The sequence below is a fragment of the Methanosaeta sp. UBA356 genome, assembly GCF_002496465.1.
Classification (GTDB): domain Archaea; phylum Halobacteriota; class Methanosarcinia; order Methanotrichales; family Methanotrichaceae; genus Methanothrix; species Methanothrix soehngenii.
Window position 1 is genome coordinate 1 of sequence record NZ_DAKC01000122.1, and the last position, 19,515, is coordinate 19,515.

The 19,515-nt window shown below is 54.7% G+C and carries 27 protein-coding genes; 17 read left to right on the forward strand and 10 right to left on the reverse strand.

The genetic code is table 11. The features are described from left to right. The 10 genes from BP727_RS11835 to BP727_RS11880 form a co-directional block, all read left to right on the forward strand. On the forward strand, positions 1 to 553 hold a 553-nt coding region (locus tag BP727_RS11835; protein WP_276620068.1), incomplete at its 5' end, for a nitrilase-related carbon-nitrogen hydrolase. Between the two features lie 24 nt (positions 554 to 577). Then, positions 578 to 1,765 carry a DNA primase small subunit domain-containing protein gene (locus tag BP727_RS11840; protein ID WP_013719297.1) on the forward strand — a complete coding sequence of 396 codons (1,188 nt, stop codon included), beginning with the start codon at positions 578 to 580 and terminating at the stop codon, positions 1,763 to 1,765. 72 nt (positions 1,766 to 1,837) lie between these two features. Beyond that, a complete protein-coding gene (locus BP727_RS11845; protein ID WP_013719296.1) occupies positions 1,838 to 2,404 on the forward strand; it encodes a hypothetical protein in 567 nt (188 codons plus the stop codon). A 6-nt stretch (positions 2,405 to 2,410) separates the two neighbouring features. After that, positions 2,411 to 2,692 carry a 50S ribosomal protein L44e gene (locus tag BP727_RS11850; RefSeq protein WP_013719295.1) on the forward strand — a complete coding sequence of 94 codons (282 nt, stop codon included), beginning with the start codon at positions 2,411 to 2,413 and terminating at the stop codon, positions 2,690 to 2,692. Positions 2,693 to 2,694: 2 nt separating this feature from the next. Continuing rightward, positions 2,695 to 2,862, forward strand: a complete 168-nt coding sequence (locus BP727_RS11855) for a 30S ribosomal protein S27e (protein WP_273270984.1) — start codon at positions 2,695 to 2,697, stop codon at positions 2,860 to 2,862. Positions 2,863 to 2,868: 6 nt separating this feature from the next. Then, the gene (locus BP727_RS11860; RefSeq protein ID WP_273278082.1) at positions 2,869 to 3,642 is read left to right on the forward strand and encodes a translation initiation factor IF-2 subunit alpha; all 774 of its coding nucleotides are present in this window, start codon (positions 2,869 to 2,871) and stop codon (positions 3,640 to 3,642) included. Beyond that, on the forward strand, positions 3,639 to 3,797 hold the full coding sequence (locus tag BP727_RS11865) for an RNA-protein complex protein Nop10 (RefSeq protein WP_273278081.1): 159 nt from the start codon (positions 3,639 to 3,641) through the stop codon (positions 3,795 to 3,797). Before BP727_RS11860 ends, BP727_RS11865 begins: the two co-directional genes overlap by 4 nt. Continuing rightward, positions 3,797 to 4,567, forward strand: a complete 771-nt coding sequence (locus tag BP727_RS11870; protein WP_273278080.1) for a proteasome assembly chaperone family protein — start codon at positions 3,797 to 3,799, stop codon at positions 4,565 to 4,567. Before BP727_RS11865 ends, BP727_RS11870 begins: the two co-directional genes overlap by 1 nt. Next, positions 4,542 to 5,876 (forward strand): TldD/PmbA family protein, encoded by a 1,335-nt coding sequence (locus BP727_RS11875; RefSeq protein ID WP_286858980.1) that lies wholly within the window; start codon positions 4,542 to 4,544, stop codon positions 5,874 to 5,876. Before BP727_RS11870 ends, BP727_RS11875 begins: the two co-directional genes overlap by 26 nt. A 13-nt stretch (positions 5,877 to 5,889) precedes the next feature. Beyond that, positions 5,890 to 6,741: a ribose-phosphate diphosphokinase gene (locus BP727_RS11880; protein WP_013719290.1), complete on the forward strand. Its 852-nt coding sequence runs from the start codon at positions 5,890 to 5,892 to the stop codon at positions 6,739 to 6,741. Positions 6,742 to 6,759: 18 nt separating this feature from the next. Here BP727_RS11880 and BP727_RS11885 read toward each other — a convergent pair whose 3' ends face one another. The 4 genes from BP727_RS11885 to BP727_RS11900 are packed head-to-tail and all read right to left on the reverse strand — an operon-like array spanning position 6,760 to position 10,113. Next, positions 6,760 to 7,263: an adenylate kinase family protein gene (locus BP727_RS11885; RefSeq protein ID WP_286858983.1), complete on the reverse strand. Its 504-nt coding sequence runs from the start codon at positions 7,261 to 7,263 to the stop codon at positions 6,760 to 6,762. A 1-nt stretch (position 7,264) separates the two neighbouring features. Then, positions 7,265 to 8,320 carry a histidinol-phosphate transaminase gene (gene hisC / locus BP727_RS11890; protein WP_013719288.1) on the reverse strand — a complete coding sequence of 352 codons (1,056 nt, stop codon included), beginning with the start codon at positions 8,318 to 8,320 and terminating at the stop codon, positions 7,265 to 7,267. Continuing rightward, on the reverse strand, positions 8,307 to 9,455 hold the full coding sequence (locus BP727_RS11895) for an acetylornithine transaminase (RefSeq protein WP_286858985.1): 1,149 nt from the start codon (positions 9,453 to 9,455) through the stop codon (positions 8,307 to 8,309). Before BP727_RS11895 ends, hisC begins: the two co-directional genes overlap by 14 nt. Positions 9,456 to 9,474: 19 nt before the next feature. Further along, positions 9,475 to 10,113: an MBL fold metallo-hydrolase gene (locus BP727_RS11900; RefSeq protein WP_273278075.1), complete on the reverse strand. Its 639-nt coding sequence runs from the start codon at positions 10,111 to 10,113 to the stop codon at positions 9,475 to 9,477. Between the two features lie 53 nt (positions 10,114 to 10,166). Here BP727_RS11900 and thiC point away from each other — a divergent pair, with 53 nt between their 5' ends. Beyond that, positions 10,167 to 11,456 carry a phosphomethylpyrimidine synthase ThiC gene (gene thiC, locus BP727_RS11905; RefSeq protein ID WP_286858988.1) on the forward strand — a complete coding sequence of 430 codons (1,290 nt, stop codon included), beginning with the start codon at positions 10,167 to 10,169 and terminating at the stop codon, positions 11,454 to 11,456. Between the two features lie 79 nt (positions 11,457 to 11,535). Here the strand turns inward: thiC and BP727_RS11910 are convergent, their stop codons facing one another. From BP727_RS11910 to BP727_RS11920, 3 genes are all read right to left on the reverse strand, one after another. Continuing rightward, on the reverse strand, positions 11,536 to 12,051 hold the full coding sequence (locus tag BP727_RS11910; RefSeq protein ID WP_286858990.1) for a hypothetical protein: 516 nt from the start codon (positions 12,049 to 12,051) through the stop codon (positions 11,536 to 11,538). A gap of 32 nt (positions 12,052 to 12,083) precedes the next feature. Beyond that, positions 12,084 to 12,473, reverse strand: a complete 390-nt coding sequence (locus BP727_RS11915; RefSeq protein ID WP_157863714.1) for a hypothetical protein — start codon at positions 12,471 to 12,473, stop codon at positions 12,084 to 12,086. A gap of 269 nt (positions 12,474 to 12,742) precedes the next feature. Further along, positions 12,743 to 14,365 (reverse strand): DNA-directed DNA polymerase II small subunit, encoded by a 1,623-nt coding sequence (locus tag BP727_RS11920; protein WP_013719282.1) that lies wholly within the window; start codon positions 14,363 to 14,365, stop codon positions 12,743 to 12,745. Between the two features lie 32 nt (positions 14,366 to 14,397). Between BP727_RS11920 and BP727_RS11925 the strand changes: the two genes are divergently transcribed. Beyond that, positions 14,398 to 15,171 carry a S26 family signal peptidase gene (locus BP727_RS11925; RefSeq protein ID WP_013719281.1) on the forward strand — a complete coding sequence of 258 codons (774 nt, stop codon included), beginning with the start codon at positions 14,398 to 14,400 and terminating at the stop codon, positions 15,169 to 15,171. Between the two features lie 25 nt (positions 15,172 to 15,196). Here BP727_RS11925 and BP727_RS11930 read toward each other — a convergent pair whose 3' ends face one another. Together BP727_RS11930 and nikR are read right to left on the reverse strand one after the other, a co-directional pair. Further along, entirely contained in the window at positions 15,197 to 15,877 is a 681-nt protein-coding gene (locus tag BP727_RS11930) for a fibrillarin-like rRNA/tRNA 2'-O-methyltransferase (protein ID WP_013719280.1), read from the reverse strand. A 45-nt stretch (positions 15,878 to 15,922) separates the two neighbouring features. Beyond that, positions 15,923 to 16,345, reverse strand: coding sequence for a nickel-responsive transcriptional regulator NikR (nikR, locus tag BP727_RS11935; protein WP_048132064.1), 423 nt, complete (start codon positions 16,343 to 16,345; stop codon positions 15,923 to 15,925). 127 nt (positions 16,346 to 16,472) lie between these two features. Here nikR and BP727_RS11940 point away from each other — a divergent pair, with 127 nt between their 5' ends. Together BP727_RS11940 and BP727_RS11945 are read left to right on the forward strand one after the other, a co-directional pair. After that, entirely contained in the window at positions 16,473 to 17,033 is a 561-nt protein-coding gene (locus BP727_RS11940; protein ID WP_013719278.1) for a hypothetical protein, read from the forward strand. Between the two features lie 14 nt (positions 17,034 to 17,047). Continuing rightward, positions 17,048 to 17,296, forward strand: a complete 249-nt coding sequence (locus BP727_RS11945) for a hypothetical protein (protein ID WP_013719277.1) — start codon at positions 17,048 to 17,050, stop codon at positions 17,294 to 17,296. Between the two features lie 99 nt (positions 17,297 to 17,395). Here BP727_RS11945 and BP727_RS11950 read toward each other — a convergent pair whose 3' ends face one another. Then, on the reverse strand, positions 17,396 to 17,764 hold the full coding sequence (locus tag BP727_RS11950) for a hypothetical protein (RefSeq protein WP_157863712.1): 369 nt from the start codon (positions 17,762 to 17,764) through the stop codon (positions 17,396 to 17,398). Positions 17,765 to 18,321: 557 nt separating this feature from the next. Here BP727_RS11950 and BP727_RS11955 point away from each other — a divergent pair. The 3 genes from BP727_RS11955 to BP727_RS11965 are packed head-to-tail and all read left to right on the forward strand — an operon-like array spanning position 18,322 to position 19,383. After that, positions 18,322 to 18,540, forward strand: coding sequence for a monovalent cation/H+ antiporter complex subunit F (locus tag BP727_RS11955; RefSeq protein WP_286858994.1), 219 nt, complete (start codon positions 18,322 to 18,324; stop codon positions 18,538 to 18,540). Next, positions 18,528 to 18,842 carry a monovalent cation/H(+) antiporter subunit G gene (gene mnhG / locus BP727_RS11960; protein WP_048132059.1) on the forward strand — a complete coding sequence of 105 codons (315 nt, stop codon included), beginning with the start codon at positions 18,528 to 18,530 and terminating at the stop codon, positions 18,840 to 18,842. The genes BP727_RS11955 and mnhG overlap by 13 nt, the downstream gene beginning before the upstream one ends. Positions 18,843 to 18,858: 16 nt before the next feature. Next, a complete protein-coding gene (locus BP727_RS11965) occupies positions 18,859 to 19,383 on the forward strand; it encodes a Na+/H+ antiporter subunit E (RefSeq protein ID WP_013719273.1) in 525 nt (174 codons plus the stop codon). The last annotated feature ends 132 nt before the right edge of the window (positions 19,384 to 19,515 follow it).

Here is a 19,515-nt window from a genome sequence, read left to right on the forward strand (position 1 = left end):
CGCATTTGAGGAGCTCGATCCCTTCCGTGCTCTGGCAAAAGATTCTGACTGCCTGATCATCGGCTCGGTGCGCGGCGGCCGGTCAAACCTCGGCTTCTGCCTGGACCGCACCGGCCTGAAGCTGCGCCCCAAAATCCATCCCTTCGGCGAGGAGAAGAAGCACTTCGATGGGGGGGATTCGATCTCCCCCATAGCCACCAGGTGGGGCCGGGTGGGGCTGGAGATCTGCTACGACCTGCGCTTTCCCGAGGTGGCCCGCTCCCTTGCCCTGCAGGATGCTGACTTCCTGGTGACCGTGGCCCAGTTTCCCGCGCAGCGGGAGGAGCAGTGGCGGGCGCTAAGCCTAGCCCGGGCGATAGAGAACCAGATCCCTCACCTGGCCTGCAACTGGGCAGAAGGAGGCGGCTCCATGATCATCAGCGCCCGGGGCACTGTGCTGGCAGAGGCGGAGAGCGGCGAAGAGATCATATTCGGCGAGGTCGATCTATCCGAGAGGGACCAGGTACGAGGTGAGATCCCCTGCTTTTCCGACCGCCGGCCCGAGGTGTATTGAGGTGATGGCATAAACCCCCTGACCATGAACTTCCTCATATCGAAGTTCCGGGAGTATTATATCCAGGCCACCCTGGATGCCCCTCCAGGCCTCCAGTCCAGGGAATGGGGTTTTCTCTTCTTCGATGACTCAGGCATGCGCCGGCACAAGTCCTTCTTCAGCCGGGGGGAGCTGGTGGACTATGTGCGCTCCATGATTCCCCGCCATGTCTATCATTCCGCCGCCTATTACCAGCGGCCCGGTGCGCCGACGATGAAAGAGAAGATATGGCAGGGAGCGGACCTAATATTCGATTTGGATGCCGATCACCTGCGCGGTGCAGCCAGTAGCTATGCCGGGATGCTGGAGCAGGTCAAGAGGGAGACCCTAAAGCTCCTCTCCTTTTTGCTATCCGATTTCGGTTTTGCGGAAAGTAAAATTAGCGTCGTCTTCTCCGGCGGCCGGGGATATCACATCCATGTCCGGGACCCGCGGATCTATAGCTTCGGGGGGGATGAGCGCCGGGAGGTGGTAGACTACTTATCAGGCAGGGGCTTGGTTTTGGACCGATTCATTCACGAGGCTCCGGTTGAAGGATGGGGGCGGGAGGGGGGCAGGCGTCTTATAGCTCCTGCTCGGGATTCGCCTGGCTGGGGGGGGAGGATCAACCGCTCGATCATCTCCTTTGTGGAAGGGCTGCGCACCCTCGACGAGCCCGGAGCGGTAGCCGTCCTCACCAGGGTCCGAGGCATCGGCCCCAAGAAAGCCTCCAGCTTCTACCGCAGCCTAGAGGGTGAGGGGGTGATAGAGGAGATCCGCCGGGGGAACCTGGACCTCTTTCGGGGCAGTGCAGGCATCTGGAAGCTTCTCTTGAAGGAATGCCTGGACAGCGAAGGAGTGGTAGTGGGACTGAACCTGAACCAGGAACGGGGGGAGACCGACGAGCCGGTGACCGCTGATGTCCGTCGGCTGATTCGATGCCCTGGGAGCCTGCACGGCGGCTCGGGGCTGAGGGTGACTCCCTTATCGATTAGCGGCCTGGAGGAGTTCAACCCCCTGGAGGATGCGGTGGTCTTCGGGGATGAACCGGTTTTTCTAGAGATCTCAAAGCCCTTCAGCACTCAGATGAAGGGGAACAGCTACAGCCTGAAGGAGGGCACCGAGGAACTGCCAAGTTGCGTGGCCGTATTCCTCATGGCCAGAGGGGTGGCAGAGGCTAGGACAAGACACTAGAACGATGAAAAGCTATTATACTATCCAGCCACTTAAGATCAGTCCGCATAAATTTGATGATGAGGTGGTGAAATGGATCTGGCCAATGCGCTCCGGGAAGAGCGCAAGTCCGCGGAGCTTCAGCCGTTGGATGAGGATTTCTATCAGCAGGTTGGCACTTATCTGACCGGCATGGGCCAGGAGCTCTCTCAAATCATAGATCCCTTCAGCGTTGAGGCTCAAATCCTGCAGGATACCCTCAAGAGCGAGAGAAGCAGTCTGAACAAGCTCATCGACCAGAGGATAAAGAAGATCGTCCGCCGGGCGCTCCGCAATGCGAGATCAGCTTCTCGGGAGGAGGTCTTCTCCGGCATGACTGCAGAGGAGACGGAGATCTACCGGCAGATGCTCTCGACCATTGCCCTCGGCCGGGAGTCCATCCTCTCCCATATGACTCCCACCGAAAGGCCTTTAACGGGCAAAAAAGATATATTGCGGGAATACGAAGTCGTGCGGTTGCTGGATGATGTTCCTATGTTTGCGGGAGTTGACGGGAAGAATTACCTTCTCGCCAGGGACGACGTGGTCGTCCTCCCTGCCGTCCATGCCAGAAATCTGCGCAACAAAAATTTAGCTTCAGAAGTGAAGATCCAGAGATGATAAGAAGTGAAGATGCCAAAGAAGCTTAACGCTTACTGTCCGTTCTGCAAGAAGCACACCGCACAAACGGTGGAAAGGGTGAGAAAAGGCCGGGCTTCAACCTTGACCCGCATTACCAGGCAGAAGCTCAGAGCCAATGGAATAGGGAATCAGGGCAAGTTCTCCAAGGTTCCAGGCGGAGACAAGCCCACGAAGAGACTTAACCTGAGATATCGCTGTGGTGAGTGCAAGAAGGCCCACAACCGCCCTGGATTCAAGGCGGGCAAGTTCGATCTGGTGGAGAGCTAGATATGCCCAGCAAGTTCGTCAAGGTAAAATGCAACGACTGCGAGAATGAGCAGGTGATCTTCGCCCATGCCTCAACCGTGGTGAAATGCCTGGTATGCGGGCGCACATTGGCTGAGCCCACTGGTGGCAAGGCATTGATCAAAACTGCCGTAGTAGAAGTGCTCGAGTGATTTCTAATGCAACGTGAGGGCTGGCCAGAGCCCGGATCTCTTGTGGTCTGTACCGTCACTCAAGTGGTGGATTTCGGTGCTTTCGTCTCCATAGACGAGTATGCAGGCAAGCAGGGCCTGATTCATATCTCCGAGGTAGCCAGCGGATGGATCAAGTACATTCGCGACCATGTGCGAGAAGGGCAGAAGATTGTATGTAAGGTACTGAATGTAGATACCTCCCGCCATCACATCGATCTATCTCTCAAGGATGTGAATGAGCATCAGAGGCGGGAGAAGATCCAGGAGTGGAAGGCGGACCAGAAAGCCTGGAAATGGCTGGAGATGGCCTATAAAGACCGGCCCGAGGATGCCAAGAGGGTGGCTGATTCTCTCATGGCCATCTACGACAGCCTCTATCTGGCCATGGAAGAGGCGGCGATCAGTGGCGCCGAAGCTCTGAACGAAGCCGATCTCACCGAAGAGGATGTCAAGATCTTAGAGAGCCTATCTCGAGATAATGTCAAGATACCGTCGGTTGACATCAGCGGCTATGTGGATATCACCTCTCCCGCCCCGGATGGTGTAGAGGTTATCCGCAAGGCTTTAAAACAGGCCAGAAGGACCAAGGACAAGGATGCTACCCTCTCAGTCTCGTATATCGGAGCACCGCGATACCGCATTCATGTAACTGCTCCTGACTATAAGCATGCAGAGTCTGTTCTCAAAAAGGCCGCTCAGGCCATAGTAAGCTATATAGAACAACACGGCGGAGAGGGCGCTTTCCACAGAGAGGCATGAGATCCAAGATCCTGCGGTGCGAGTCCTGCGCTCGATACACTCTGAAGGAGATATGTCCTTCCTGTGGCGGCCGTGCCATTGCGAGCAAGCCGGCGAGGTTCTCCCCTGATGATCCTTATGGCAGATACAGGAGAGCCCTAGCCTCGGAGGCATAATGAAAGAGACCCTGGTTTTTCGCATAAAAGATGTAGATCTCACCGATCCTATTATGGTTGAGGGGCTGCCTGGGGTAGGCCACGTGGGAAAGCTGGTGGCAGATCACATGGTAGAGGAGCTGCATGCCGAAAAGATCATTGAGATCTATTCCCCCCATTTTCCTCCCCAGGTGATGGTGAAGGAGGATGGAACCATCAAGCAGGTGAAAAATGAGATCTATGCGCGACGGGGGCAGAACGGGGAGCCCGATCTACTGATCATCATCGGCGACTATCAGAGTGCCACCAATGAGGGCCATTACGAGCTGACCAGCATATTTCTGGACATCGCCGAGAGCTACAAGGTTAGGCGAATCTATGCTCTGGGCGGCTATGGTACCGGCCAGTTCGTGGATAAGTCCTCGGTGATGGGCGCGGCCACCAGCATCGAGCTGGTGGAGGAGATGAAAACGCAGGGGGTCCTCTTCCAGGAGAACGAGCCCGGTGGGGGCATTATAGGCGTCTCCGGCCTCTTGCTGGGCCTGGGAGCCCTTCGTGGTCTGGATGTGATCTGTCTGATGGGTGTTACCAGTGGCTATCTGGTCGATCCAAAGGCTGCATCAGAGGTCCTGCGCGTTCTGTCCGGGATCCTGGGCTTAGAGGTGGGAATGCATGCCCTTGAGGAGAGGGCGAAGGAGATGGAGAAGATCATAGGCAAGCTCCAGGAGATGGAACGGGCCCAGTCTCCCTTCGAAGCGGGTGGGGATGAAGATCTCAGGTACATCGGATAGCCTCATTGAATCCGCCCACCGACTGCTATCCCTGGCCTTAAAAGAAGGGGCAACAGAGGCCGAGGTCTATGGTATGGTAGGACGCTCGGTCGATGTCGACCTCCGCAGGGAATACGTGGAGATGGCGAGCGAGAGCTACCACTGCGGCCTGGGATTGCGCGCGGTAGTGGATGGTGCTGTCGGATTCTCCAGCAGCAGCGACATGGCTCAGCTGAAGTTCGTAGCCATGAGCGCTGTTCGATCGGCCAGGGCACGGGGCAGGGATGACACCTGGATCGCTCTCCCTCAGCCGGAGAGGGTAACAGAGCCCGAGGGGATCTATGACCGGCGGCTGGATAAGATCAGTCCCGAGGAGTGCATCGACATCGCCCATAGCCTCTTGGCGGGCTGCAATGAGGTCGATGGTGCAGAGCCGGTCTCCGGCGGTGTGGCCTGTGTCTCAGGCACAGGATTTGTGCTCAATTCTCAGGGGATAGAGCTGGTGGAGACCTCGACCCTCATGCAGGCCTCAATGGAGGCCATTGCCCGGAGGGATGACGTGGCCACAGGCAGCGAGTTTTTCAATTCCCGCCACTTAGAGCTATCAATGCAGTCAGTGGGCCGCATGGCAGGGGAGATGGCGCGGGCCTCGTTGGGTGGAGCTAAAGGAGAAGGCGGAAGGTTCGATGTGCTGCTCAGGCCGCTAGCGGTAGCGGAGCTGTTAGAGGGAGCATTCCTCACCTCATTAGAGGCGGATAGCGTTCAGAAGGGTCGTTCTTCTCTTAGGGGTCGGCTGGGGGAGATGATTGCCTCCGAAGATCTCATGATCGTAGACGACGGCCTTCTTCCCGGGGGCATAGACTCCTCCGCCTTCGATGGGGAGGGAGTGCCCTCCCAGAGGACGGTCCTGGTCGAGCGTGGGATACTGAAGGGATTTCTCTATGATAACTATACTGCAGGGAAGGACGGCGTCCGCTCCACAGGAAACTCGGTGCGTTCGGGCTACTCCGATCTCCCTCGGGTGGGATCGAGAAATCTGATCATTGACTCACCCTCAGCCTATGACCTCCAGGCGGAGACAGAGGGCTACCTGGTCCATGGCCTCATCGGCGCTCATACTGCCAATCCCATATCTGGCGACTTCTCAGTCGAGGCGCGCAATGCTTTTCGAATCTCTCCCGGTGGAGAGGCCCAGCCGATCAGATCCTTGATGCTCGCGGGGAACATATTTGAGATCCTGAAGACGATTGAGGTGGGCACTGACCGCCGGTCAATAGGCCCCATAGTCACCCCCACATTGAAGGTTAAAATGATGGTAGTAGGAAGCTAAAGGAGAATAAAGAGTGATCATAGGAGGTCCGGCCTCCCAGCTTTTAGCGGGCAGGGTGGCAGCGATTTTGGGTGAGGTGCTGGCGTTATGCGACTACAAGACCTTTCCCGATGGGGAGTCATATACCCAGGTGACGGCACCGCTCGACGATAAGGTGGCAATAATCCAGTCCACCCCTACTGATAGGGATCTGGTCTATCTGCTCCAGCTCCTGGATATCTGCCAGGAGAGCAGCATCGATCTGGTTATACCCTACTTCGGCTATGCCCGCCAGGATAAGATCTTCAAGCCCGGGGAGCCCATGACCGCCAGGGCGGTGGCCAGAGCTCTGAATCCCTTCTTGAAAGAGGGCCGGGTCCATCTGGTAAACATCCATTCTCCATCCATCCTGAATCATTTCTGCTGTCCGGCGGACAACCTGGATGCAACGCCGCTTTTAGCGGAAAATGTGGCCTCCCTCGGCCTGAAGGACCCGGTGGTCATATCCCCGGACAAGGGAGCAGTGGCCATGGCCAGGACTGCCGCCGCCGCCCTGGGAGCGGATAGCGATTACCTGCAGAAGACCCGCCTCTCCGGCACCGAGGTCCGCATGGCTCCTAAAGAGATCGACGTCCGGGATAGAGACGTGGTGATATTCGATGATATGATCGCCACCGGCGGCACCATGGCCACGGCCATAGAGATGCTGCGTGCACAGGGCGCCGCCCGGGTCTATCTGGCAGCAGTGCATCCCGTCCTCACCGGATCGGCGGTCCTTAAGCTTTACCGCTCCGGGGTTGAGGGCGTCTTGGCCACTGACACCCTGGATAAGGGAGTGAGCACCGTCTCTGTGGCTCCGATAATTGCCCGGGCGCTCGAGTCCTGAATTTTGAGATAACTCGATTTACCCAAAGAACTCCTCCAGCCAGTCCACCTGGCCTGGAGGCATCACCAGTTTTCCCTCGATTATCTTTGCCACCAGATCGGCCACTTCCTGGGGGGTCCGTCCGGTGGCATCTATCTCGTCCACCCGCTGGCAATACTCAACGGCCTCCACTAAGATCACGTCCAGAGCCTCAGCCTCCAGGTTCTCCCTTATCTTTTCGGGCGAGTAACCTCTCTCTTCCAGCCGGGATTCCAGCTTCCGTGGAGCCAGCCGGAGGACTATCGACCATTGGGCGAAGTGATGGGAGAAGTGGCCTTCAAGGATGGCGATTTGGTCAGAATCCATCTCCACCAGGCGCTCAGCCAGTCCATCCATGTCCGCCTCCAGGCAGCCCCTTTTCGGATCGGTGCCGAAGTTCAGGCCCTCCCTAACTAAGGCGTTGATGTCTATCACCCGGTAAGGCAATAGATGAGCAACGGTGGTCTTGCCCGTCCCTGGAGTGCCGGTCAGGGCGATCTGCATATCAGCGCCGGATCTCCCTGAAGGCGGCGAGGAACCGGTCGTTCTCCTCTGCCGTTCCCACTGTCACCCGGACGTGATTTTCTCCTGCACCCCGGAATGAGCGGCAGTCGCGGATGATGATACCTTTTTGCAGGAACTTCTCTGCAAATGAGTCCGAGGCTTCCTCGGTTTTCAGGTAGAGGAAGTTGGCCTGGGAGGGATAAGACCTGATCTCTTTTTGCAGGCGACTGCGTTCCATTCTTATCTTTCTCACCGATTCGTTCATAAAGTCCAGATCCGCGAGCGCTGCTGCGCCGGCAGCAACTGAGGCGCTGGAGATGCCAAAGAAGGGCGGAGCCGCCCGGCAGAACTCCTGGGCTATCCACTCGGGCATCAGAGCATAGCCCAGGCGCATCCCCGCCAGGCCGAAGGCTTTGGATAGAGTCCGTCCCACCACCAGGTTCTCGTATCTACTCACCAGCTCCGCCAGGCTCCGCTCTGCAAACTCTACATAAGCCTCGTCCAAAAAGACGATGGCTTCCGTCGTCTCCAGCAGACGGCACAGCTCCTCTTCTTTAAGGGCGTTTCCGGTGGGATTGTTCGGCGAGCAGATGAAAGCCATCTTTGCCTCCTTTGGAACCGTCTCCTGAATCCGGAAGTCCGGTCCCAGGGGGGAGAATACCGGCTCTGCCCCTGCCAGAACGGTCAGGATCTCATAGTAGCTGAAGGTGGGGGTGGGGATGAAGGTTCGGTCGCCCTTCTCCAAAAAGAGCCGGGTCAGGGTGTCCATCACCCCGTCCATGCCCGCTCCTATGACCAGCATCTCCTCCGGAGAGCCGGTGTATCTGGCCAGCCCTTCCATCAGCTCCTCGGGCTCCGGATACCTCTCCGGGGAGACATTCTGCAGGGCTTCAAAAACCTTAGGGCTGGGACCGTATGGATTCTCATTGCTTCCCAGCTTTACGATATCCGCCGGGTCGAGACCATAGCGGCGTGAGATCTCAGTGAAACCCTTGCCTGCCACATAGGGGCGCAGCCTCTTCAGGCTCTCCCTGGCGCTTTGCCTAGAGGAGCTCACCTATTACCTCCACCACTCTGTCTATCTCCTCCTTCGTAACCACCAGGGGCGGGATGAGGCGGAGGGTATGCTCTCCAGTGTTGTTGATCAGCACTCCCTTTTGCAGGGCCTTCTCCACCAGCGATTTGCAGTCGCAATTCAGATCCAGGCCGACCATCAACCCCAGGCCGCGAACCTCCCTGGGATTGAGCTTCTCTATCTCTGACTTAAGATATCTGCCCAACTCCTCTGAGCGCTCGACCAGCTTCTCCTCTCGTATGACATCGATCGTTGCCAGGGCGGCAGCACAGATCAGGGGGCCGCCGGCGAATGTCGAGCCGTGGTCTCCTTTCTGGAAGGACTCAGAAGAGCTGCCACGGGCGAGCATCGCTCCCATGGGCAGGCCTCCGGCAATGGCCTTGGCCAGGCAGATGATATCAGGGACAACCCCGGAGTGCTCCTTGGCAAACCACCTGCCGGTCCGTCCAAATCCGGTCTGCACCTCATCCAGGATGAGAAGGGCTCCTTGGTCATCGCATATGTCTCGCGCTGTTCTGAGATAGTCCCCGTCCGGCACATAGACTCCTGCCTCACCCTGTACCGGCTCCAGGAACACCGCTCCGGTCTCGGAGGTGACTGCTGCCTTCATAGCCTCGCTATCGTTGTAGGGGACGAACTCCGCTTCCCTCAGCGGCCGGAACGGCTCCCTATAAGCGGCTTTATGTGTTAGGCCAAGGGACCCCAGGGTGCGACCGTGAAAGGCCCTCTCCGCCGCCACGATCTTCGCCCTGCCCGTTGCCCGGCGGACGAGCTTGAGCGCCGCTTCTATGCTCTCCGCTCCAGAGTTGCAGAAGTATGCCCGGTCCATGCCGGTGAGCCCCTTCAGCTCTTCCGCTAAAAGGACCTGGTTTTCGGTGTAGTAGAGGTTGGAGGTGTGGATGAGAGCTGCAGCCTGGCGGCTGACCGCCTCCACCAACTTAGGATGGCAGTGGCCTATGCTGTTCACCGCTATGCCAGCGACGAAGTCCAGGTATTCCCTGCCTTCGCTGTCCCAAACATGAGCACCGCTTCCCTTGACGAGGAGCACGTCCTGGCGGCCGTAGGTCTGGAATATGGATTCGGATTCCCTTTTCACTAGATCTTTCTTGTCTGTCATGAGATTGACACCCATCCCACTAGATGCTCTTGGCAAACCTCAGGCTCATTTGAATCTGGCGATTGACATCTCGGCTGGTTATATCCATATGGCCGGGATACATAACCTTGACATCCAGCTCTGTCAGCCTCTGGATGGAGCGGACCAATTCGTCGGTGCTTCCGCCGAACATATCCGTCCTGCCGATGTTACCGTCAGGGAATACTGTATCTCCGGAGAATAGCACCTTTTCCGTCCGCTCATAAAGGCACAGGCTTCCGGTGGAGTGCCCTGGGGTCTCCATGACCTCCAGCTTCCATTTCCCAATATCCAGGACCATCCCCTCTTTCAGGGTCTCGTCCACTTTGTACTCCGGGGCCTGCTGGCCGAAGAGGTATGCAACCGATGCCAGCTCATCTCCTATGCAGCCCACCTCCTTCTCGCTCAGCATCAGGCGTGCTCCTGTCGCCTCCTTAAGGGCGGGAGCGGCACCGGAGTGATCGTGATGGCAGTGAGTGAGGACGATAAGCTCGATCTTGGCTGGATCGATGAATTTCTTGATGTTCTTTAAGGTCGGCCCTGCCATCATGCCCGCGTCCACCAGAATGGGCTTCTCATCCAAGACCAGGTAGACATTGCCATCGAAGGCGGCACCGCTAACCTTATGCACTTCAACCATTGATAAACACCTGCAGCGAGAAAGTTGCTCCTACAATATATTAGTTGGTAACAATGACCCTGATGGAAGAGGCAAGCAGTGGGCGCGTGCCCCAAAGTATCGAACGGGTGGCAAGAAAAGAGGGAATAGATCCGGCAAAGCTGGCCCGGCTGGTGGCCGCGGGCAGGGTGGTCATCCCGGGAAATGTTCGCCGCGAAGGGCTGGATCCGGCAGGCATAGGGGAGATGCTAGCCGTTAAAGTGAATGTCAACCTGGGCACATCCCAGAACCTCGACTCCCCGGAGGTAGAGGTGGAAAAAGCTCTGGCGGCAGCTGAGGCGGGAGCGGATGCTGTGATGGACCTGTCCACCGGAGGTGACCTGGACCTGGTGCGCAAGAAGATCTTGGCAGCAGTAAAAGTGCCTCTGGGCACAGTGCCCATCTATCAGGCCGCCGTCAAAAAGGAGCTGACCAGCCAGGGGATGTTTGATTCCCTGGAGCGACATGCCCGAGATGGGGTGGACTTCGTCACCGTTCATGCCGGGGTGAACAAGATATCCCTGGAGCGGCTCAGGCAGGACCCTCGACTGATGGGGCTGGTGAGCCGGGGCGGCTCTTTGACCATGAAATATATCGCCGATACTGGAGAGGAGAATCCCTACTATCAGGAGTTCGACTACCTGCTGGAGATAGCTAGGGAGTATGAATTGACCCTCTCGCTGGGCGACGGTCTGCGGCCAGGGTGCATCGAGGATGCATCTGACCGGGCCAAGTACATGGAGTTCATCATGCTCGGTGAGCTGGTTAAAAGGGCGCGAGCTGCGGGAGTGCAGGCCATGGTGGAGGGGCCGGGGCATGTGCCCGCGGATGAGATCGAGACCAGTGTGAGGGCGATGAAGCATTTGACCGGCGGAGCGCCCTTATACCTTCTCGGACCCCTGGTGACGGACGTCGCCCCCGGGTACGACCATATCACCGCTGCCATGGGTGGCGTGATCGCTGGCATGGCGGGAGCGGACTTCCTCTGTGCCACAACCCCCTCCGAGCACCTCGACCTGCCCAATAGAGAGGACGTGATCGAGGGAACCTATGTCACCCGGATCGCTGCCCATGCAGCCGACCTCACCCGGCCGGGGGTGCGAGAAAGAGCTAGATCCTGGGATCTGCAGATGTCCCGGGCGCGAGCCGCTCTGGACTGGGATGGCCAGTTCCAGGCGGCGATAAATCCGGCAAGAGCTAAGCAGATCAGACACAGGCGAGGATTGGAGACCGACACCTGCACCATGTGCTCTGAGCTGTGTGCCATCCGGCTGGCAAAAGAGGCGATGGAGAAAGAGAGGGATAAGGATCCGAAGCGTGCCTGATACAGCCATCCCGGCTCTTGTCGGGACACTGTCGTGATCTTCTGGACCCCTTCTCCCCATAATCTTTAGCGGCCCTTGATCATCTCAGCTTATCTGCTGCTTGGCAAGGGAGCTGGATGATCTGCACCGGCTCGATGATTATGTTGGAGGTGGCGGTGGCCTTCCCCCCTTCCACGGTGTTGATGGCGCGAACGGATATTCCCGATACTCTTATGTCCAGGCGGTTTCGAAGCTGGCCCTCAAGGCCTATATCCTGGCCGCTGAGATCCGGATCGCTGCAATTGCTGCTGCTCTTCTGGAGGCTGTTGGGAAAAAGCTCCCCTTGCCTCTGGGCGTAGGCTGCGGATAGATTTTCCAGTTTTGCGGTTAAAGCAGCCATATCTGGCATGAGCATCTCTCTGGGTTGTGAGAGCAGAATGGAATCTGTTCTTGGGCCGATGAAGGCATCGGTTGGCGTTTGATCAAGGTGATTTGAGATCTCACATGAGGTGATGGGCCTGTCTTGGCTCTGCCCGGCTAAGACTGGGCCCGATAAGAGAAAAACTATTAGAAGACCCGCTTTTATTGCATCGGCGGGTCTCCTTGAAATCTTCATGTCCAATCCTGTCTGATTCGACTGGCTTGATATCACTGCTGGTTGGCTATCACCTTGACGTTGTTGGTGGCGGAGGCAAATCCGAATGCAAGAGCGTCTCTATTGCCGATCTTGATCTGGTCTATATTGACCTTGATGCAGCAGTCCTGGCATTCTTCCTCGCAGCATTCACAGTCACCAGTGTCTTGGTTCTTTATGACCTCCAGGTTATTGGTAGCCAAAGTTACGGGAGCCCTGTGCCATGGCACTCCAAAGGCCATTGCTCTGTCATTTCCGATTACCATCGTATCCGCATTGGTATCCTGAAATTCCGGGAAAAGGTATGCTGAACCTTCTGTCTGGAATATCACGCCGTTCTTTCCGAAGATATCTATGCTGCCACTGCCGCCCATGCCCTGTGCAAATGCAGGTATTGACAGCATAGCTATGGCCAGCACTAAAATAACACCCTTCTGTCTAATAATTTCACCCCTTTCGTTGTTTGATATCGATACAATTTCTCTCTATAATATTTATCTTTTTTGGTAAGAGATACTAACCGCCAACGATTGTACCTGCAGTTTGAGGAGCACTCATTGCCCGGTGATTTATTCCGCCATATTCGTATTCCTCCTACCTATGATCGTATTCGCCGGATATACTACTCTCTCTATTACTATAAAAATTTTTTTGTTGTGTTTATAAAGATGAATCAGGCGAATATTAGCTTTCGAACCTTTAATGTGGCCAGGTCTACCATTGGCGCCACTGCACAAACCGGCTGAATGTTCATCTTCTTCTGAAAATCAGTCTGCGACTGCCAAGTGCCACTGTTTATCGCTGCCACTCCTTTATAGCGGGCGATTCCCACGGTATGGACGTGCCCGCAATGGAGAATTGCCGGGGGATGGGAGATGACATAATGATCCTCGTTCTCCGGTGCGATAGACACCCGGCTGCCATAGATTGGGGAGAGGTGCCTTCTTCTCAGCATCTCTATCATCGCCTTCTCTGGGTTGGCATAGGCGATTCCGGGCAGGCGGAGGACGAGATCGTCTATGCTCCGGCCATGGTAGATCAACACCGATATGCCGCTCAATGTAACCCAAGCGGGATTGCCCACGAAGAGCATATCAGGTCGGAAGTATTTCTGCACCTCGGGAGGGAGAGCGGGCTGGGGTTCCGCCTGGCGCACTATGTCGTGATTGCCCGGGGAGATGATGATCTTGATGTCGCTTCTTATGGCATTTAGCAGCCCTGCAGCCGCCTCGTACTGGGAATAGATATCCATTATCGCCAGATCGTTCTGCTGGCCAGGATAAATTCCAATCCCATCCACCAGGTCTCCGGCGATCACCAGGTATTCCACCTGGGAGGCAAGCCCACTGGGATCATCCGCTTCTCCGTTCAGCCAGTCGGAGAACCTCTGCCAGGCCTCATCCATGAAATACTTGCTCCCCACATGAAGATCGGATATGAGTATGGCATGGCCGCTACCTTTCTCCAGGGAGGCGGTCTGATTGGGCATATCGGGCCAGAGCAGCGATTTGACGAAGATCCTTCCATTACCGTCTGAAATGCCCGTGACTCCTATGACCTCATCCGGAATTATCTGTCCTGACTCCTCATAGGCCTCCCCATCCTTTTGGATGACCGCCACTATCATCCCGGTGGGATCCTCCAGCTCTATCACCCGGTTGCCTTTGGAGGTATTTCTGATATCCAGGACCATGCCGATTAGAGAGACCTCTCTGCCCGATGTGCTCTTGCTCAAGGACTCTATCGGCCGGGAGTTGATCCGGCGGGAGAGGATCTCTCTGATCTTTGCATATCTGTCCCGAAAGTAGCAGACGAAATCATCGTACTCGCCTACACAGGTCGACCGCCCGGTTATGTCGCAGCTCAATTGAGCAGAGCCCTGGGTATGAGGATCGGAGGGCGCTGAGTCCAAGGTGATCTCAGATGCTGATGGTTCGATCGAGGAGGGCGGGGTCCTGGAGGCGGAAGGGAAGGATGGACGGGAAGGAGTTCTGGATGAAGCTGGCAGGATGTGGGTGCTCCTTCTCTGGATGGGGGTGGTGGATGCGGCATGACCAATTCCATTTTTTGGAGAGGACTGGATGAGGCCGTTGATGTGCTGCATTCCGATCACCGCCAGGGATCTATCTATGCTGCCGATTATGCGCCGGAAGAGCTCTTCCTGGCTGCCCTGATAGCGGCATATGGCCTCAAGGGCCTCCGGCTCCAGCTGGTAGCCCTGTTCGGCGAACCTCTGCACAGTCTCCCTGCCCTGGGCTGGAACGCTCTTGGCCGACTTGGGGGATATCTGCAGCATCGAAAGGAGTATAAGAATGTACCAACTGATAAATGTGGCTGATGAAGATCGGAGAATGGTTTGACAGTCTGCCTATCCCCCAGCTGGCCAAAGATATAATTTTCGTTGTAGTGGTGGTGGGAGCCATATCCCTCCTCTCCCAGATAACTCTGGGCCTCTGGACGCCTATGGTGGCTGTGGAGTCGGGAAGCATGGTGCCCAATCTCAATGTGGGAGATATTATCCTCGTTCAGGGGGCAAGCCGCACCGAGGTGATTCCCTGGGATGAGGGAGAAAAGATGAACTACACTGCATTCAACAATCCTGGGGACGTCATCCTCTATCGGCCTTATGGCAAGGAGAGCCTGAACCTCTTCGACCAGCTCAAAATGGTCCTGGGAATGCCTCCCGGCCAGGGCAAGGCCATACCCATAATCCATCGTGCTCTATATCACGTGGAGGAGAATGAGCCGATGTGGGAGGGAGGGCCTGGAGCGCCGTTTGCTGGCTATATCACCAAAGGGGATCATAATGAGGTCATCGACCAGATGGCAGGCCAGACCCTGGGCATGGCAAATATGTCGTACTTCGATCAGCATCGCGATGATATCATGCGGGTGGGCGATGACGTGTATCTGGACAAGAACACCGGCCTGCTCCTTTACCAGACCGAGAATGGAACCTTTGTGGGAGATGGGATCAGCTATCTGACCCCGGTGAAGGATGAGTGGGTCATAGGGGTGGCCAGGGTGAAGATACCATTGGTGGGCTACGTCAGGCTGCTGCCCAATATAATCTCTGATGAGATTCACAAGATAATCGGTTAAATAAAATAAATATAATATCCGGGTATCAATGGCCCTCTTCTGATGGGCCCGGATTCCACCTGGCCCGCACCGCCCAGTGGTCCAGGTGGAATGGCTCCAGGTTCATGATCTTAATAAGCTCCAGCCCTTCCAGCTTTTTTAGCTCTGACTGGAGAACTGCTTGAGGCGGGGCGGTCGTGTCCACCGAGCGGCTCTTGAGCATGAGACACAGCTCGCCTCCCTGGCCCAGGTACCTCGCGCAGTTGAGAGAGGCGATCTGGGCCTGATTCTTCTGAGCTACATCCTGGTAGACCAGATCCACCGGTTCCAGGAGAGGAGCATACTCCTCCGGCTTTGCCGCATCGGCGAGGATGGGAATGATGTTTTTGCGTCTCTCGCACAGCCGGACCAGGTCGCGCATGGAGCGGGCCGAGAACTCCACCGCATAGACCAGGCCTTCTGAGACAATATCCGCCACGTGGCTGACGGTGGTGCCAGTGGATGCTCCCAGGTAGAGTACCCGGGAGTTGCTCTTCAAGGGGAGAGTCTGCCATTTTCCCTTCAGGATGAGGGCGGCGAGCTTCGAGCGATATGGGTCCCAGAGGCGATATCCATTGTGGATGCGTTCGCCGTAAACGGGCACGGGATCGGACGATCTCGTCGCTAGCCGCGCACCATCCCTTTCATGCAGGATATATATCCCTGGAGCAATCTCTTCCGGTGGCATCGGGATATTGCTTTTCTCTTGGGTGCCAACTTCTCGATGCAGAGCCTACAGCTCCTTTCCCATGGAGGTGGTGGTCAGTTTGACATGCTTCACACCCTTCAGGGACATCATCTTCTCCGCCGCCACTCTCACGTCCTTGCCCTCTCCCCGCAAGACAATCACCTCCAGGCAGTTGTCGTGGTCCAGATGGACATGGAGGCTGGACTGGATGATATCGCCCGAATCATGCTGGATCTCAGTCAGATTCTCCACCAAGCCCCTTTGGGAATGGGAATAGACCAGGGTGATGACCCCTACTCTCTCCCCCTGCACGTCGCTCATCCATTCGTAGTGGACGATGTAGTTTCTGATTGCATCCCTTATACCCTCGGAGCGCGAGGAGTAGCCGCGCTTCAATATTATCTCGTCGAACCTGGAAAGAAGCTTTTCAGGTAGCGAGACGCCTATCCTCATTAATTCCTGTTCCATGTATAATCGCGTTTAAAATACAGGTGATATTTAGTAATAAGCTTTATGGAGCAAAATCATAATTGCAGAGATATTAAACCATGGGAACCATAAAGATTTTCCCCTTGCCTGGCTAAGATAATGGCATATGCCAGACATCGCACTCATCGGCCAGAGGACTCTGCTCTTCGAGAAGCTCTTCCAGGATGTAGGGGCCAGCTACCAGTTCCTGTCGCCAAACATCCTGGGAAGCCCATTTTTGCCCCAGTACAAGATGGTGATGATTCCCTCCGGCTTTGCCAATCCGGATTATTCCCAGATCCTTCCCGGTCTGGAGAGGATGAAATCGAATATAGAACGCTTTGTCATGAATGGCGGGGTGCTGACGGTGTTCGGCCCCCTGGTCCCGGAGCATGACTTTGATTGGCTACCTCTCCCCTTGAAATACAAGTGCGAAATGAGCACTCAGAGTGTCAATCCCTCTGAGGGGGATTGCTCCTGCCTGATCTGCACCACCAACCCGGAGTGCGACGGCTACCTCATTCCAGGAGAGGGCTTCGAGACGGTGATAAAGGACGATAAGGGCAGGGCCATTCTGGTCATGGCCAGGCACGGAGAGGGTCTCATTGTGGTCACCACGGTGCATGAGTTTCCTGCGGCAGAGTACATAAGGTGGGCTTTGGAGTTGGCCAGGCCCGCCCGTATATGAGGGATGCGGCGGCGATGCCAGACTGCAGTCCTGAGAAAGAGCATCTCCTGATCAAAAAGAAGAGCAAGCTGCGCCAGGAGGTCGAGGATTTGCTGGAACAGAAGGGATTCGTCATGGAAAGGAGGATCTCTGTGATAAATTTGGATAGTGGAGAAGCTCATTACTTTGAAGACTATGCGGCATCCATGGAGTTCCTGAAAGGCAAGAAGGGAAGGTGGTATATTACTACACCTGGTTTAAGGCACTCCAGAAAAGATCGCTAATGCCGCAGATAACATTCTTCTATATTTATTCAATAAGATTTATTCTAAGTGATCGCTGCTATATGCAAATGTAGTTCTCCATGTCGGAATCCTCTCGCATCACCTCAAGCGCGCCAAGAGGTCTTTGGTTTTTGAGGTTATTGCAGCTTGCATCCCTTGTTTCCTCCTGGAGGGATAAGTTTCCTCATCGATGCTTAAAGCCAGAGCATCCAGCGCTTCAATAGCCTCTGATTCATCTATTCCCCTGATCCGGCAGACTTCGGGCAACACCTCTTTGGGATCTTTTTGTTTAGATTTGGCGAGTACTATGGTCTCCCTGCATACCGCGGCATATTTGCGAGGAAGCTCCATCCGTCCAGGAAACTCAGGGTCCCAGGATCTGGCCGCCCTAGCGATCAGCTCGTCTTGAGAATGTGAAGTCTTAGACCTCACTAAATGCAAGATCTCCATGCTATTTACTCCAATCATGATCAATAACATTTATTAATTAAGAAGTTTTCGCCAATCTCGTTGAATTTATCAAAAACAAAAAGATAATTATCATGTTGTGCGTTTGGTTGCAGGTGACGTCTGCTGAAATCATCGCCGGAAAGCAGTAGCAAAAGGTATATTTCTTCCAGCAATATTCACCATCTCGTATGTTGGCGGTTTTCAGCCACTCCTGTGCGCGACCAGGGATTCGATAGACTCCGAACTCACATCTACGAGTCGATATGCATTAACTCAGGCGACTTATCAATTACACTGTTATTATCATTAAATCTATATTCCTAAATTCAATATTTACAAGGATCATCATCTCACTGAGCTAGTAAATTAATTTAGTTTCAATTGACACGATAAATTATTGACTAAGTGCAGATAATTGTTCGCAGAGACTCGTCGAATCTATATATATTTCCAATTAAGAATATACATATCGTCGAACACGGCTTCGAAAACTACATATATAAGTATTATCAACATTATCAGTGATGATTATCCCATTTCTTGTCGTTGGAATTATAATAGCGAGCACAATTCTAGTGTGCTCGTACAGAGCTATCTATGGACCGGGGACGTTCAACCGTATCGTTGCTGCGAATGTGATAGGCACGAAGGCGATTGTGCTCTTGATCGTGGTGGGCTATATCATCGAAAGACCGGAATTCATCGACATTGCACTCATGTATGCTGTAATTGCATTTATTGGAACGATAATTATCGCCAAATATGCAGAAAGAGGAGAACTATGCTTGCGATAGACTTGGTAGCTACAATGTTTTTGGCGGCAGGAGCCTTCTTCATGATAATTGGAACAGCGGGGCTGTTGAGGTTTCCTGATTTCTATACCAGGTTGCATGCTACGGGAAAATGCGACACACTTGGACAGATCCTCATAATAGTAGGTTGCATGACCTATGAAGGATTGAGCTTTATCACGATTAAACTGATCTTCGTGTCGGCTTTTTACCTGTTGGTCGGTCCTACAGGTACGCATGCCTTGATGAAAGCTGCATATGCTAGCGGCTTGCCGGTTTGGAGGAAGGGCGACAAGAGGATGTGATGGAGAGATGACAGCTATGAAAAAAGAAAGCATGGCCTTCTCAATTGCCCTGACTTTTTGCGTCATGTTCGCATTCTGGATGCTCCTATCTGCCTGGACCGTTTATCTTCTCGAACCCTACGATCTCTTAAAAGTATCGTCAAGAGGTATATTGGCAGCATTGATTGTCTCATTCCTCACCTACGAGATCTTCGTGCCCAGCCGAGGCGAGAATGTGCTCTTGAAGATACGAAGATTAATTCCTTATATCGGATGGGAGTTATGGCAAATTTATCTGGCCACTATTGATGTGACAAAACGTGTCCTGGGCATTCTGCCGGTAGACCCCAGAATCATAGAATTTGATACAACTCTGAGAAGCGACTTCGCCCTAGTCACATTTGCAAACTCCATCACATTGACTCCAGGGACAATAACCATAGATATCGAGCCTGAGAAAGGGAGATACATAGTGCATGCCATTGCCAAAGAGCCTGCAGAATCTCTTACCGTAGACCAGACCATGCAAAAAAAAGTGGGTCATGTCTTTATGGAGGAATAAAGGAGGCAAAGAAATGATACTTCCTATTGACTTATTGTTACTGTTATTCCTTCTTATTATTGCCGTGGCAGCGTTATGGGTAAAGGACCTTTTGGCTGCCATCGTCCTGATGGGTAGCGTGCCATATCTGCT